This is a genomic window from Microcystis sp. CS-574, assembly GCF_028329095.1.
In the GTDB taxonomy this organism is placed as follows: Bacteria; Cyanobacteriota; Cyanobacteriia; order Cyanobacteriales; family Microcystaceae; genus Microcystis; species Microcystis ichthyoblabe_A.
Genome location: NZ_JAQMSY010000152.1, coordinates 17,106 through 32,146 on the forward strand (window position 1 = coordinate 17,106; position 15,041 = coordinate 32,146).

General features: G+C 40.4%; 16 protein-coding genes. 10 read left to right on the forward strand and 6 right to left on the reverse strand.

Annotated features, from left to right (window positions below):
- The first annotated feature begins 132 nt into the window (after nucleotides 1-132).
- From PN470_RS12085 to PN470_RS12100, 4 genes are all read left to right on the forward strand, one after another.
- Nucleotides 133-840, forward strand: coding sequence for a S1 family peptidase (locus tag PN470_RS12085; protein ID WP_272104597.1), 708 nt, complete (start codon nucleotides 133-135; stop codon nucleotides 838-840).
- Nucleotides 841-870: 30 nt separating this feature from the next.
- Nucleotides 871-2,094: a GUN4 domain-containing protein gene (locus PN470_RS12090; RefSeq protein ID WP_334310436.1), complete on the forward strand. Its 1,224-nt coding sequence runs from the start codon at nucleotides 871-873 to the stop codon at nucleotides 2,092-2,094.
- A gap of 2 nt (nucleotides 2,095-2,096) precedes the next feature.
- Nucleotides 2,097-2,795 carry a hypothetical protein gene (locus tag PN470_RS12095; protein ID WP_002731972.1) on the forward strand — a complete coding sequence of 233 codons (699 nt, stop codon included), beginning with the start codon at nucleotides 2,097-2,099 and terminating at the stop codon, nucleotides 2,793-2,795.
- Between the two features lie 382 nt (nucleotides 2,796-3,177).
- Nucleotides 3,178-3,684 carry a pentapeptide repeat-containing protein gene (locus PN470_RS12100; RefSeq protein WP_272104599.1) on the forward strand — a complete coding sequence of 169 codons (507 nt, stop codon included), beginning with the start codon at nucleotides 3,178-3,180 and terminating at the stop codon, nucleotides 3,682-3,684.
- A gap of 116 nt (nucleotides 3,685-3,800) precedes the next feature.
- Here PN470_RS12100 and PN470_RS12105 read toward each other — a convergent pair whose 3' ends face one another.
- The 5 genes from PN470_RS12105 to PN470_RS12125 form a co-directional block, all read right to left on the reverse strand.
- Nucleotides 3,801-4,100 (reverse strand): DUF4282 domain-containing protein, encoded by a 300-nt coding sequence (locus tag PN470_RS12105; RefSeq protein ID WP_002746713.1) that lies wholly within the window; start codon nucleotides 4,098-4,100, stop codon nucleotides 3,801-3,803.
- A 413-nt stretch (nucleotides 4,101-4,513) separates the two neighbouring features.
- Nucleotides 4,514-5,053, reverse strand: a complete 540-nt coding sequence (locus PN470_RS12110) for a hypothetical protein (RefSeq protein ID WP_271939183.1) — start codon at nucleotides 5,051-5,053, stop codon at nucleotides 4,514-4,516.
- A gap of 449 nt (nucleotides 5,054-5,502) precedes the next feature.
- Nucleotides 5,503-5,646 carry a hypothetical protein gene (locus PN470_RS12115; protein WP_016517020.1) on the reverse strand — a complete coding sequence of 48 codons (144 nt, stop codon included), beginning with the start codon at nucleotides 5,644-5,646 and terminating at the stop codon, nucleotides 5,503-5,505.
- Between the two features lie 5 nt (nucleotides 5,647-5,651).
- Nucleotides 5,652-6,689, reverse strand: coding sequence for a polysaccharide pyruvyl transferase CsaB (csaB, locus tag PN470_RS12120; protein WP_103111330.1), 1,038 nt, complete (start codon nucleotides 6,687-6,689; stop codon nucleotides 5,652-5,654).
- 282 nt (nucleotides 6,690-6,971) lie between these two features.
- The gene (locus PN470_RS12125) at nucleotides 6,972-8,051 is read right to left on the reverse strand and encodes a RuBisCO accumulation factor 1 (protein WP_002775139.1); all 1,080 of its coding nucleotides are present in this window, start codon (nucleotides 8,049-8,051) and stop codon (nucleotides 6,972-6,974) included.
- 213 nt (nucleotides 8,052-8,264) lie between these two features.
- Between PN470_RS12125 and PN470_RS12130 the strand changes: the two genes are divergently transcribed.
- The 6 genes from PN470_RS12130 (at nucleotide 8,265) to PN470_RS12155 (ending at nucleotide 13,612) form a co-directional block, all read left to right on the forward strand.
- Nucleotides 8,265-9,065 carry a carbon dioxide-concentrating mechanism protein gene (locus tag PN470_RS12130; protein WP_002753877.1) on the forward strand — a complete coding sequence of 267 codons (801 nt, stop codon included), beginning with the start codon at nucleotides 8,265-8,267 and terminating at the stop codon, nucleotides 9,063-9,065.
- A 402-nt stretch (nucleotides 9,066-9,467) separates the two neighbouring features.
- The gene (locus PN470_RS12135) at nucleotides 9,468-10,193 is read left to right on the forward strand and encodes an alpha/beta fold hydrolase (protein WP_103111332.1); all 726 of its coding nucleotides are present in this window, start codon (nucleotides 9,468-9,470) and stop codon (nucleotides 10,191-10,193) included.
- A 435-nt stretch (nucleotides 10,194-10,628) separates the two neighbouring features.
- On the forward strand, nucleotides 10,629-11,465 hold the full coding sequence (locus PN470_RS12140; protein ID WP_272104600.1) for an EcoRI family type II restriction endonuclease: 837 nt from the start codon (nucleotides 10,629-10,631) through the stop codon (nucleotides 11,463-11,465).
- A gap of 37 nt (nucleotides 11,466-11,502) precedes the next feature.
- Nucleotides 11,503-12,513, forward strand: coding sequence for an adenine-specific methyltransferase EcoRI family protein (locus PN470_RS12145; protein WP_271939192.1), 1,011 nt, complete (start codon nucleotides 11,503-11,505; stop codon nucleotides 12,511-12,513).
- Between the two features lie 413 nt (nucleotides 12,514-12,926).
- Nucleotides 12,927-13,202 carry a hypothetical protein gene (locus PN470_RS12150; RefSeq protein ID WP_016517014.1) on the forward strand — a complete coding sequence of 92 codons (276 nt, stop codon included), beginning with the start codon at nucleotides 12,927-12,929 and terminating at the stop codon, nucleotides 13,200-13,202.
- Between the two features lie 68 nt (nucleotides 13,203-13,270).
- Entirely contained in the window at nucleotides 13,271-13,612 is a 342-nt protein-coding gene (locus PN470_RS12155; protein ID WP_271939197.1) for a type II toxin-antitoxin system VapC family toxin, read from the forward strand.
- A 346-nt stretch (nucleotides 13,613-13,958) separates the two neighbouring features.
- On the opposite strand, the gene PN470_RS12160 is transcribed toward PN470_RS12155, so the two are convergent.
- Nucleotides 13,959-14,966 (reverse strand): Gfo/Idh/MocA family protein, encoded by a 1,008-nt coding sequence (locus PN470_RS12160; RefSeq protein ID WP_002752667.1) that lies wholly within the window; start codon nucleotides 14,964-14,966, stop codon nucleotides 13,959-13,961.
- Nucleotides 14,967-15,041: the final 75 nt, after the last annotated feature.

The following is a 15,041-nucleotide window of genomic DNA, read 5'->3' on the forward strand; positions in this document are numbered from 1 at the left end:
CAATCCCAATGTCAACTTTTACTAATAATGTTTCTGATCAGTAGTCCAGCCTTAAGGCTAGTGACTGATGCAGATAATAGCTACTTTGCACCTCACATTATTCGGTCGGGATGCCCATCTTCTCGACCAATTTTGATCGATTCTTTATATAATAAGATTAAAGTTATCACAGTAAAAATATTATATGAATCAGAATTTATCGGTTCTGGAGTAATAATTTACTCCCAAAACAACAATTATAAAGTGATTACTAACGCCCATGTTCTCAAGGATAATCACTTTTCCTACAGCATTCAAACTTTTGACGGAAAGATTCATATTTCAGAAGTGGTAAAAACTGCAAATTTTGCTCGGAATGACCTAGCCTTACTACAATTTAAATCCCCCTGCTTTTATGTGGCTTCTCGCCTAGGTTCCTCCGCTAACCTAAAGAGAGGGGAATATGTGTTAGCGGCGGGTTTCCCTTTTTATTTGCAACCACAATTTGCCTATCCAGCCAATGAGTCAATACAAAAAAAAGAAACAAAAGAAAGCACTCAGAGCCTAAACGACGAGTTTGATTTTACACCGGGTAAAATAGTTGCATTCTTAGAAAAACCGCTAGAAGGAGGATATCAAATTGGATATAATGGCGACTTTGAAAAGGGAATGAGCGGAGGTCCATTACTCAATAAAAAGGGAGAATTAGTCGGCATCAGCGGCAGACATCCCGTTTTGTGGGAAAACTCCGATAATTATGAAGATGGTTCTCAACCATCGCCGGATTTGCAGACTCTAATCAATAACTCAAGTTGGGCAATCCCCAGCGAACAAATTATTAAAGTAATATCTGATAAATAGATGAAAATATTAGCTACAATAAACTGGCTTATGGTTGGATTAATAGCGGTTTCGTTAACTCAGCAAGGTTTATTAGCTCTCTCCCAAAGAGAAGTTGAGGAAATCGCCAAACAAACTACAGTCAAAATAATTGGTCATAAACCAGGTACTGGAGCAATTGTTCAGAAACAAAAAGATACATCTAAAGGACGGCAAGGGTATTTATATACTGTCCTGACTAACTGCCATGTACTTCTTCTTGATTCAAATGATCGAAAATTCTGCAATCAAGAAAATAAGCTAACCAGCCAAGGGATGCTCAACTCTACTGGTTATCGCGTTGAAACTTCTGACAGACAACAATATATAAGTGAAATTTCCTCGGTAAAAATTCATCCGAATGCTGATTTAGCAATTCTCCAGTTTTTTAGTACAATAGAATACGAAACTGTTAGAATAGGTAATGCAGAAGAGCTATCTGGCTCAAGTAAAGTTTATGCATTTGGCTGGGCAGTTCCTAGCAAAACTAGCCGAGACCGACGTGCGCGATTTTTGGGTCCAGGGAATATACTTGGTATTGACAGAAAAGCCGCAGGGGGATATCAAATTGCCCATAAACTCGAACTTGTACAGGGAATGAGTGGCGGTTCACTATTACACGAAAACGGCTGTTTGGTGGGAATTAATGGGGGAGGTGACAGAGACCCTAACACACAAGTTATAGAATTTTTATCCGTTCCTATTAATCTTTATGCAAGCTGGCAAAATATCCAAGTGGTGGACGACTGTCGAGCCACTCCGCTGCCCGATAATAATCGCTTTCAGACACTTCGCAATCTTCTCGAACAGGGAAATTGGCAGCGGGCCGAAGCCGAAACGAAAAAACTAATGCTTCGAGGTACAGATCAAACCTACTTTAACGGAAACATCATAAACAATCTGTCTTGTTCTGACCTGAAGATTATTAATCGACTTTGGGTGCAATATTCCAGTGGACATTTTGGCTTTAGCGTTCAGGGAGAAATCTGGAGAGGCGTAAAAAATGACTATAAGCAATTTGAAGAGAGGGTGGGATGGCGGCGTGGCTATGAAGGACCATTGACCAATCCCCCCAACTACAGTCTTGAAGCCAAAAAAGGTCACTTGCCATCCTATAAACTTCTTGCCGCTTCCGACTTCGGAACATTTCTTAACCGATTGGAAAAATGCGATGCTTTAAGTTTCACAGACTCAGGTATTATAGAGAATATAATCTCAAGCGAATCTGAACCCTAATTATGATGAATAACGGTTTCATTTCACCTCTGAAATTTCTCAGCCTAAGTTTCTGCCTAACTTGTCTGCCGTCAAATACCCAAGCCATTAATATTTACCCGCCAATTATCACCAGCAACCAACAACAACAGAATAAGCAAACGGAATCGCCGGAAGTTGGTTTGGAAATAATAGGAAGTCCCTCTCTCAACAGATTGGTGATTCCCATGTACCGATACACTGGTGAATGCCCGGGGTTTTCTAAAGGTATAGTAAAAGCAAGCTTTACCTCCACCGCCTTCCCTCCGAGTCGGGACAGAAGGGTTATTGTTAGAAATGTTAGCCGGGGAGTGGCGAGCGATCCTTTTCCCTTCACCGATCGAGATTATAGCCGGGGCAGAGGCTCCCAAATTACCGAGATAACCATCGGTTCAGGACACGATGGACAATTTCTAATCGTCAGACAGGGAGAAAACGATTTCGATTATACGATTAAGGAAAAAAACACAATAGTTGACCAGGGAACCTTCACAGCATACGTGGAAACAACAACCATTGTTGAAGAAAAGAATAAAGTACCAACAACAAAGCGTGTTTGCCCTGGTAATCGTATCGATGATCCCTTGGGAATCATCAATCTCTTGGGAAGCATAATCTGTGACAAGGAGATGCATGAAGTAACAGTCTATGAATGTCCATCTTATCCCGATGTTACAAGATAGGGTTCGCTCAATATAGGTAAAAGCCCTACTAAAAAAGGCTTTTATTTGATATGACTCAAAACCTTTGCGATTTCCCTAGAAATGAAAATCTCAAAGGTACTTTCGTTGGACTCAATAGGGTTAGTGAAGAATAAATTGCCCTCAGAAAATGCACTGAGGGATAGCATCCTTTTCGTCCGCATCAGGGAAATACTATGTTATAATTGCTTCTTAAGTAGGTAGGCGTTAAAAATTATCAGATTCCCCCTTATTAAAGGGGGACTAAGGGGGGATCGGCACCCCCCTTATCAAGGGGGGCAGGGGGGATCGAACCTAAAATCCATTTTTAATTTAATTATAACCAGCTACTTATTTGTTTGAAAAAAATTGAGGTAAAATAGCTATGAAACTTACTGTCATCTTTTCAATAATCGTTCTATCTTCTGTGAGTTTAGCAAGTTCTATCGGTGCTGAAAATCTCGATCATGTAAAGAAATTTAAGCAAACAAAACAATGCCCCGGATGTGATTTAAGTGGTGCAGATTTGAGTGGATTAAATCTAAGACACGCTAATCTACAAGGCGCTGATTTAAGTGGTGCTAGTCTTGGTGGTTCTGATTTAACAAAAGCCAATTTAAGTGGCGCAATTTTGACGGGAGCTAACTTGAATAGTACCAAATTAATAGGAGCAAATTTATCAAATGCTAGACTTAATAGTGCTTATATGGGCTATGCAAAATTAATGGATGCTAATTTAAAAAGAGCAAGTTTGATAAATGCTTTTATAGGTAAGTCTAATTTTACAGGAGCGGATGTGACAGGTGCTAATTTTAATGGTGTACAAAGCTGTGATGGTGATCATAATTACATAGCACCAGATGGAAGCAGAAGCAACGCATGGTGTAAATAAATAAAAATGAACCACTCTACGCTGCTACACGATCAAGTGGAGTAGTTCATTTAAGGGTTAATGATTTGGCATGACCTTAACTTGTTTTCAGAAGTTTGTGATGAAAAACTCCAGACTTACGGAAGCCGTTTGAAGTGTTCAACAAGCTCTGAAGTATTTTCAGCAGTTTTTAGTGAGGCCACAAATCCCTCTAAAACAATGCGAAAGCTAATCAGGAGTGATAGGAATAAAACTGGGGACAAGAGAAAAGCCAGTAAACCTTGACCCGGACCTGCTTGAAATCCATTTATCAAAGATGTTAAAGAAATTAGGAAGATAAAAATTCCCCCTACTCCGTAAATTAAACCAATAATTCTAATTCCAATAAATTTGGAAAAGGAAAGGTCGAATAATAAACTGAAAAAATTACTCGGCATTTAACTTGCTCCTCTCTTAATAAACGGCAATTTTTTGAAGTCTGAGTAACGAACTGTGAAAAGTTTCGGCATATCAGCCTATTTGGGTGCGATCGCAGAATTTTTCGTATATCACACCCAGAAGCTTGAAGTAGATTTATGACAATAGGCTGAAATAACAGAAACTTTCTGGAAGTCTAGCGACGATTCTTTGATCTGACTGCATTTTTTGACAAAAGTTTACAATTATTCAACGTACTTAATTGTCGGGGACTTCTGTAAAGATTATCATTCATACTGCACTTGTCGCGTTTTGTTTCCATCTAAATCAACAAGAATCTAAGGGTAATATCAAGACTTATCGAACTGTTTAGTTAGTACACAGCCCCAAAGCAAGCTATGAGCCGGTGATAATTTTTGGAGATGTCTAATAACTAGCAGCAACAATCATCATATCCCCAAGGATAATTTTCACCATAATTTCTATTATCCTCACTCAAACATTTAAAAACTCTAACATTTCCATCTTGAAGAAGACCGACTTCTGGTCCCCATTCATATCCTAGCCAAAACTTAATCAATACAACATCCGAACAAGAAAATATGATGTCTTGACTGATTGATTCCATAAATTTGGGGGAATTGCCAACATTGTTTAATCCTGGTTCACCGACTGTTATGTTTACTATCTTATTTCTGGTTGCTTTCCAAGGATTATTTTGTCCATTATATATGTATTCATTTGATGAATTCAGAGTCCATATCCTAAATTCAGATGGTACTTTTCCGCCACTAAAATTTAGTTGCCAACTCCATGCCTTAGCTTTCTTCAATTTAGCTTGCGTTCTATCTAAGGAAGCTTGACACTTAGCAGAAACGGGCAATCTATTAGCCAAAGAAGGCGTTGTAAAGATAGTCACCTCGGTTAGAGCCAAACAGCTAAGAAAAGCGATAAGTTGCGAGTAAATTTTCATTGAATGCTTTCTACTAATTAATATCAAAAAAGAATAAAAACTCAAATTTCGGGTTTCTGTTAGTTAGCGATAGCTTGAAGGCTTACCCCATAAGAGAGCTAGAGTTTAGAGACTGTAAGACTTTTGCCAGACTCCCTCCAAGAGCGATAATAATGTACAGGATTAATTCTACTACAAAATTGGAAGGAGGGGGCAACCATCGACCCCTACCTCCCACACTCCGAGAATGATTATTATTCTTGAGAATGAATAGTTTATTTTTTGGAAGTCCCTAACTCCTGTAATTTCAGCACCATCTCCACCAGTTGTTCTGGGGTAAGTTTTTTCAGGCTTTCCCTGTCTAGTAGCTGCTGCGGCTCTTTTTGCTTCATCCTCTCAATCTACACTTTTTTCTGTTTTTGTCAATCCCCTGACCTGAATCCTTACTACATATCTTTGTCTTAGTTCATCTAAACTCTTTTTTTCATGGCTAGATAGGGACAGTAAATCACTTTGCCATTCGGGAAAAATGCCCCATCTTCTGTTAAGGAGAGATTAAATCTTGTCTCACCCAGGGCAATAGTCGTGATCGCTTCGGTAATAGCACTCGACATAAAAATTAGCTCACCAATCTAGATAAAATTTCTCGATGAATTAAAGCTCGATCGATTAAAAAATGTTTGCGATCGCTGGTCAATCCCTCTCCATTGGCATAAAAATCAATCCAAGCATTACTAATATCATTAACTGCCTCTGGTAACTGATCTAATTCCCAACCCTGCATCGGGACTTCGGCAATTAATCGCGACACTTTCGGATCATAACTAAGGGCAAAACAACGACAATCTTCTGCTGCGGCCATAATCAAACTATGAAAGCGCATTCCGATCACCATTTCTACCCCGCGAAATAAGCCTTTTAACTGTCTTGGATCCTCTAAGCTAATGATTTGATGATTTTCCCTTAATTGACGGGCTACAGCTTCACAGATGGGCAAATCCCGCGACTTTTGAAAAGGGACTAAGAGAATAAACGCTCCCGTACTGGTTTGCAAATGAATTAAAGCTTGGGTTAATTTATCTAATTTTGCTGGGGTTAATAGGGGATGGGGACGTAAATTGACGGCGATTCTTGGGGCGGGTAAATCCGATAACCCCTTGACTGATTGAGCTTCTAAAGCCCATACTGGATCGGGGGCAACAATCGGACTAATACCCCAATCAGCCACTAAATGAGCCGATATATCATCGCGCACACTAACTAAACTACATTGTTTTAAGACTTTTTTGGTTAACCAACGGGTAAAAGGTCTATTTAATGGTCCAATTCCCTGCCCCCAAGCAATAGTTTTTAAGCCCAATAATTGAGCAAGAGCCATTAAACCACCGTAATAAATTGGACTGGCAAAACTGGTGACATCCTGCATTAAACTGCCACCACCCCAGATAAATATATCGGCTTTTTTAAGAGTTTGAAAAACTTGCCACCAATCCCGACTAGGACAGGTTTCCACCCCATAACGTTGACTGGTTTCTCTGGGATTATTTGACAAAACAATAGGTTTAATTTCTGACGGCAACATCTGCAATAGAGACACTAATAATGCCTCATCTCCTCCGTTTCCTCTCCCATAATATCCACAAATTACTGCACGCATATATTCAGTTATCAGTTATCAGTTATCAGCCAGAAAAAGGCAAGAGTCAAAAGGCAAAAGTATGGTAAATTTGTCTCCTGTCTCCGAGTCTCCTGTCTCCTTTGTCCTCTTTGTTACTTTTTCCTTGAAAAATGTCTCTTAGTTTCTTAAGTTATGCCGTCAGCTACAAGTTAGTAGTGACCAGTTTTATTAGATTCAGTTATCAGTTTATCTATTTTCTTATTCCCACTCATAACTAATAGCTTAAACCTGATCACTGGTTACTGATCACTGATCACTGATTTAGTCGTCCATTTGCCAGGGTTCGGTGATGTTGTTTTCATCGAGGATATTTTTGGCTCTTAAAATCAAGATCAATTCACCTAGTATGGTGACATCGGGGGAACTATCAAACCATTGTAAAGAGACGGAATTATCTCTCTCCACTAGATAATAATTGTTCACGTCCCATTCGGCCAAAACTCGATCGATTACTAATAACACTTCCTCAGACCTAGTGGCAATCGATCGAGGTAATTGATCGCTAGGCCATAAAATAGCTACAGGATCGATCGCCTTGAGAATTGCTTGCCAACCGGGGAGAGGCACAATCGTTTGTTTATCCCCCACCGTTACCAGTCGAAAAGGTTCCTCGACGCTCAAACTTTCTGTGTGTTTTATATCAGTTACCGTCACCGGAAATCTTCCTACTAAAGGAATAATTCTGGCTAATTCGTCCTCATCCTGTAAACGATGGACGGGCAGCAGGGGAGCGCTACGGGTGGGAGTAACGGTAAAATCTTGTAGTAAGGACTCGATCGCCTGTCTGGCCGAGTCAGAATGGGCAAATTTCAAACCTTTAGCGATTAATTTCGCTCTTTCGGCTAAATCCCGCTTTTGTTTGCCCCGTTTCCAACACTGATAAGCGATCGCATCTCCAGGATGACGGGTAAATTCACTGGGAATCTGGGATAAACGGGAAAAATCTTGGATAGCTTTGGCGATATCGTGTGCTTCGGCCACCTCAATCCTTTTTTCTGCCGCTAATTTCGCTGCCCCCAATCTTTGTTCTTGGTTGAGAATCCGTAATTCGTATAGCACATCACTGCGCGGCCCGATGTAGTAACTTAACAAATCTTCATCTGCTCCCGCTTTGATTAAACTCTCAAAAACTTGGGCAGCGACAATAATTAAATTTTGTTGGGCATTTTGAAAACCGGTTTGTTCAAAAATTAACTGGGAATCGTAGCCAGCTTTTTGCAGTTTTTGACATTTTTGCCCCCAATTCACCCAATTTCCTTCCTTATGAAGCAGCGAGCGCATTAATTCGGTCGCTTCCGTTTCGCTGATTCGATCATCTGTACTGCGAGGCTGTTCTGTCATAGACAACTTGATCAAGCTACAATAACTAAAATTTATCTAATCCCTCAAAAATCTTCAATAGCAATTAAGGTTAACAGGATAGACTAGATAGTAACAGGATAGCTGACAATCACCCCCTTCGTACCTGTTAGGGCAAGTTTATCTTCAATGTCTAGATTAAGAGTTAATGGAAGCATTCCCCCCTCGTCCACAACTAACCCCGGTCAAAGGACGATGAAAACCAAGCGTCACCCCAAAGATAGCGCCTTGGGTTTAGTCTCTACCCTCAGCTTTCCGGCGATCGTCGGGACGGCGGATATGATGCTAAAATCGGCAGAAGTTACCCTCGTGGGTTACGAAAAAATTGGCGGTGGTCACTGTACGGCGATCGTGCGTGGTAATATTGCCGATGTGCGGTTAGCAGTGGAAGAAGGGGCAAAAACCGCCGCACAGTTCGGACAATTGGTATCTAAATCGGTTATTCCCCGACCGATGCCCAATTTAGAGGTAATTTTCCCAATTGGTAGCCGTTTAGCTGAAATTGCCCAAAGTCAACGGGGTTTCAGCAAACTGAGCAATATGTCGATCGGTCTCTTGGAAACCCGAGGTTTTCCCGCTATGGTGGGGGCAGCCGATGCCATGTTAAAATCGGCCGATGTGCAGTTAGCTTCCTACGAAACGATTGGGGATGGTTTGTGTACGGCCATTATCCGGGGTTCCGTCGCTAATGTGGCCGTGGCCATTGATGCGGGAATGCGGGAAGCAGAGAAAATCGGTGAACTGCACGCGGTGATGATTATTCCCCGTTTATTGGAAGATTTAGAACATACTCTACCAGTGGCCAGCTACTGGTTAGAAACTCCCGAACCTTTACCGATGTTATTACCCAATACTGTCCGGGAAAAACAACGGGAATTGGTCGCTTTACCGGAATTAGAAAAAACCAAAATACCAATTCGTCGCCAAGAAATGCAGGAAAAAGTGTTAGAAGAAGTGATTCCCGTGGAAGTTATCACCGATGAGGACAATTATTAATTTTTATTTTCAGCTTTGCTCCTGTGCTGCTAAAAGTACAGGAGCAAAAGGTTGAATTAGGGTTTGCGGCAAAAAGTTTGTTGGTGGGTGTGGATTTCCAGGTAAAAAATCTTTACAGAAGGCCTCGACAATTAAACGAATCGAATAATTATAAATTTTTGTCAAGGGGTGCGGTCAGATCGAATAATCGTCGCTAGAATCAGCCTAGTTGTCAGAAATTTAGTTAAACAAGGTTTTTGACAATATGCTAATCTGGCTAACACGCTTTTGGGCGTGATATAGGGAAAAGTTCTGGCGATTGCTCCTAAATGGGGTGATATACTGAAAGTTGACCCATATCGTTACTCTGAGGAGTGTTATCCAGAAATTTTCCGTATAATTACTAGTTGGGGGCTACAGCTGATGGCAACCTATTTACTTGTGCATGGCGCATGGTATGGCGGTTGGTGTTATAGAGATGTTGCCAAGCTGTTGCGTGCGGCTGGGCATGATGTGTTTACTCCTACCCATTCAGGTCTGGGTGAACGGAAACACCAGTCCGCAGAGAGCATTACACTTGAATCACACATTCGCGATGTTTGTGGCTGTATCGAAGCAGAAGAGCTTGACGAGATTATTCTTGCGTGTCATAGTTATGGGGGGATGGTTGCCACAGCTGTGGCTGATCGCTATGACAACCTTATTCGTCACTTAGTTTACGTCGATGCATATGTGCCGGAATCTGGTGATTCTTTAATTGGGTTATTGCACAAGGCACTGAAACCCGATGAAGCGGCTTTATTCATTGAAGGCTTCCGATCTTCGGCAGCTGAGAATCATTGTGGAATGATGAAGCCTTTACCGGCAGAGCTTTTTAATGTTGTCAGTGAAAAGCGTTCGTGGATAGACCGCCGCTCTTGCCCACAAGCACTAGCTACCTTCGAGTGTCCAGTATTACTATCAAGTACATTGGATCACTTGAGCAAGCATTATGTCCTTGCAGACAATTGGGATCCAAGCCCATTCCGTTACTTCGCCAAAAAGGTTGATGGGCTATCCGGTTGGTCATTAAGAAAAATGCCTTGTGGCCACAATATCATGGTAGACCTGCCTATGGAACTGGCGGATATGCTATCAAGCTTGGCATAGTGCGATGCCGAAGGCACTGCGTAGCAGATCGCAATCTTGTAGGGTGCGTTCCCTAATATGGCTCCTATTGCTCCACCGATCGATTTTCGGGAACGCACCATGCACATTGATTGAAACTGTGGGTTAAAGTGCGATGTGGGCTAATCTGGCTAACACGCTTTTGGGCGTGATATACGGAAAAGTTCGGGTGATTGCGCCTAAATAGAATAGCGAAAGTTGACCCATATCGTTACTCTGGAGAGTGTTATACAGAAAGTTTCCGGATAATTTTTAGTTATAAGTACCTAAGCAAAATTAATTACACATTTCGATAAAGCTTTTGCCTCTTGCCTATTGCCTCTTGCCTGTCTTCACTAGGAAATTTATTTTGCATGACTACTTACATACATTATCTGTAGCAGAAAGTGGCAGATTTAAGTAAAGAAAAGGCACAATATGACTAAAAAGAATCAATCAAAAAGATTAACGAATCAACATAAAGAGTCTAAAGGTGTAGTTGGTATATTTGGAGATGAAGCAAAATCACACGACATAACTGTTGGAAAAATTTCACTTTTTGTAATTGAACAGCTTGAAAAGGAGTTTCTTCAATTATCTTTTCAATACAAAACGAGCATAAAAAAAGAAGAAATAAACGAAGCATTAAAGAAAATTGACCCTGAATTAGGACAAACACTTTTTGTACCAAATTCAAGTATTATACCCGATGGTGGAATAATAGAAGTAAAAGATGATAACGGTAATTGGAGAATCGTTTTAGTTTCGGAAGCTAAACATCAGGGGAAAGACATTGAAAACATCAAAGCAGGAAAACTTGTAGGAGCAAAAAATGATCAAGATTTGATGGCTGCTGGTAATGCGATAGAAAGATCCCATAAAAACATATCTGAAATCGCTAATTTGATGTTATCTGAATCTCATTTTCCCTATGTATTATTTCTAGAAGGCTCAAATTTTTTAACAGAAACTATTTCAATTAAAAGACCCGATGGAAGGGTTGTAACGCTTGAATACAATTCAGGAACGCTAAATAGATTAGATAGGTTAACTTCTGCAAATTATGGAATGCTCATTAATACCAATTTGTGTAAAAATAAGTTTGTCAAGCATAAAGATAAAACAATTATGCTTCAAGCAACTTCTATATACACACAAGGAAATGGCGAAAAATGGGATCTCAAAAAAATGTTTGATATTATGCTTGAAATTTCTAAAACCTCTCTTAAAGTATTAGGCAGTGAGATATTTAATCAGATAACCAAAAGTAAATAACTAAAACAAAGATTTATTAAATCAAAATAGGTTGAAAATGGCAAGAAATGCAACAAACGAATTATTACAAAAAGCTAAAAAATCAAAAAGTGATGAGTTTTATACACAGCTTTCAGATATAGAAAGCGAATTACAGCATTATAAAAGTCATTTTGAAAATCAAGTAGTTTATTGCAATTGCGATGACCCCCGAATTAGTAACTTTTTTAATTATTTTACCTCAAATTTTAATGAATTAGGTCTTAAAAAAATAATAACATCTTGTTATAGAGAGCAAGTAAAAAATTTATTTAATACAGAAGAAGATGAAAAAGGGTTTTTCTTTGAATATACAGGTACAGAAGGCGAAAAAAACAAACCAAGTTCAACAGACCTAGTTTACTTTAATGGAGATGGTGATTTTCGTAGTTCGGAAAGCATTGAACTATTAAAGCAGTCCGATATTGTTGTTACCAATCCCCCATTTTCATTATTCAGAGAGTATGTAGCTCAATTGGTTAAATACGATAAAAAGTTTTTGATAATTGGAAATATTAATGCAATAACCTATAAAGAAATTTTCAAACTTATTAAAGAAAACAAGGCGTGGTTAGGAATAAATCTTGGTAGAGGTATTTCAGGTTTTATTGTACCTGAACACTATGAACTATATGGAACAGAAAGTCGAATAGATAACTCTGGTAATAGAATAATCTCACCGAACAATTGTTTATGGCTTACTAATTTAGATAATTTTAAGCGGCACGAAGATATAAAACTTACAAAAAGATATTTTGGCAACGAATTTCAATATCCAAAATATGACAATTATGATGGGATTAATATTAATAAAACACAAGACATACCAATAGATTATAAGGGATATATGGGGGTGCCAATAACATTTTTACATAAATTTAATCCCGACCAATTTGAAATAATTAAATTCAGGAAAGGGAATGATGATAAAGATTTATCAGTAAATGGGAAATGTCCGTATTTTAGAATACTAATCAAGAATAAACGAATACAAACTGAATATATTGATTTAACTGACAAAGAAAGATAAGGTATAACAAATCGTTGTACCTGACATTTTTCCGCTACGATCCAAAATGTCGGTGAAATCGATCGTTATGCTCCAAACTTAGTGCGATGTCGAAGGCACTGCTACGCAATGCGATCGCCATCGCCGTAGGGTGCGTTCCCTAATCTGGCTCCTACTACTCCACTAATAGATTTTGGGGAACGCACCATGCACATTGATGGAAACTGTGGATTTAAGTGCGATGCCGAAGGCACTGGGTAGCAGTACGCCGCTCTGGTGGGTTAGGTTGACGGCAGACCCCCAACTGTGATCTTTGACTTCATGCCAATTTGTGCGGACTGTATTCAGGTGTTACCTGCTGTGATAGTTAGTAAGTGAGCCTGTTCGTTGAGTTGAGGAGTAAAATAGGAGAAGTCCTAATCTAAGATTTAGTAATGGATAGAAGCATTATAGAACGGCAACCGCTAATTGAAGCAGTCAAGGCTCTCCCTGATGAGGCTTTAGTGGAACTGTCTAATTTTCTGGACTATCTTCGCTATAAAGCAGCCCATCAAAGAGAACTGACCACTCATTCTTCTAGTTTTCTGCTTGCAGTTGCAGGTTTAGGCAACTCTGGTCAAGAGGATATTTCAGAACGTGATGAAGAGATTCTAGGCAATGAGATTGATCCGGTGTCCGGCTGGAATCTTAAGCCAAGCAATTCAGTATGACGGCGATACTTGACACCAGTTTTTTGTTTGCCTTGACCGATCAGGGCGATCGCAATCATTAACGGGTGTTGGCTATTGCTCAAAGCGTGAATGAGCCATTGGTTCTACCTGTCGTTGTCCTGCCTGAGGTCTGCTATCTGATTGTATCAAGATTGGGCCACCAAGCAATGCGCCGTTTTGTATCCAGTATGACACCTGATGCGGTTCAAGTTGAACCTGTAATCCCAGAAGACTTGGTACGAGTGCATGAGATATTGGAACAATATGCTGACAATCAGCTTGACTTTACAGATGCAGCGATCATTGCCATAGCTGAAAGGCTTACTATTACTCGCGTTTACACACTTGATCGCCGAGATTTTTCGATTATTCGTCCAAGTCACTGCGATTACTTTGAGTTATTTCCTTGAACCACCAGCTAACACTGCGTGGCAGCGGACGGTCGCAATTCGTCGCTGCCGAGCTTGCTTTCTAATGCCGTCGCTGATTTGAGCCGTTAGCGATCGAGCGCGCTACGCACCGATCGGGTTCTGGACTTCCCCGTTGACAAAAAGGCATAACCTGTGCTGTAGGGGGGATTAAGAGAATTTCCGATACCCTCTTACTGGGTACAAATTAAGAAAACCTCTAATAAATCTAACGCCGTACAAACTCCTCGTCAATAGCAAATCAGGTTATATTTCACACCCCACACCCCACACCCTGTACCCACGAAAAACTTTTTCACCAGACCCTACCTATCGATCCCATGTTTCCCTATTTTAAGCGCACAATCTCTCCAACTCTGGCTAGAGATAATTCTGCTGCCTGGAGGATTTTGACTAATTCCGTCCCTACCGATCCCGAAGATACAGGAGAATCGACACCCGTAGCCACCGACTCTAGAAAATGTTCGCACAATGCTTTCAGGGGTTCACCATCGGCAATAGGGATAGATTCCGTCTCCTGTCCCCGGGGAATAAAATAGGCTTCCTGACGTTCAAAATCGCCCTTTTGTCGGGTTAAAGGCGATCGAGAGTCTAATTCATTAAAAATTAAAGTCCCTTCGCTGCCAACTATCCCTAAACGTCGCTGTTTATCGGGATTCAACCAACAAAGGTGAATAGTCGCTTGAAAACCATCGCCATAGATCAGGGTTAACCAGACTAAATCGGCTAGATTAGGTTGTAGCCAGAAGGTTCCCCTTGCCTGCACTAATACTGGTGTACTATTTAACCAATGATTAAAAATCGAGATATCGTGAATAGCCAGATCCCACAAAGCGGACACATCCTGACGAACTGGCCCCAGGTGGGTGCGAGTGGCATAACCATAAAGAGGTTTACCGATACCCCCGGATTGCAGGACTTTTTGTCCGGTGATAACGGCCGGATGAAAAAGATAGGTATGATCAACTAATAAAATACGCTGTTTTTTCGCCGCTAATTCCGTTAATTCGCCACATTCTTGGGGATTGAGGGTTAAGGGTTTTTCGGCGAGGACATGATAACCTAAATTAAGAGCATCTTTAATCAGGGGATAATGACTGATGGCGGGAGTAACGACGACCACAGCCGAGATTTCGGGGTGATTGCGAATAGATTCCCAGTCATTGGCTAAAATAACTTTATTAGTATCCAGATTAAATTGATCCCGACAGAGACGGAGTTTTTCAGGGGAGGGATCAACGATCGCCACTACTTGCGCTGAGGGATGTTGAGAAAAATGACGGACGTAATGCACTCCCCAACGTCCTACCCCTAAGATAGCGATTCCTGTGGACATTTTGCTTACTCAGATAAATCAATCTAGTTTATCTTAAAAGGATTAGGCGCAATTGTTAATTGATTCTGAGAACTG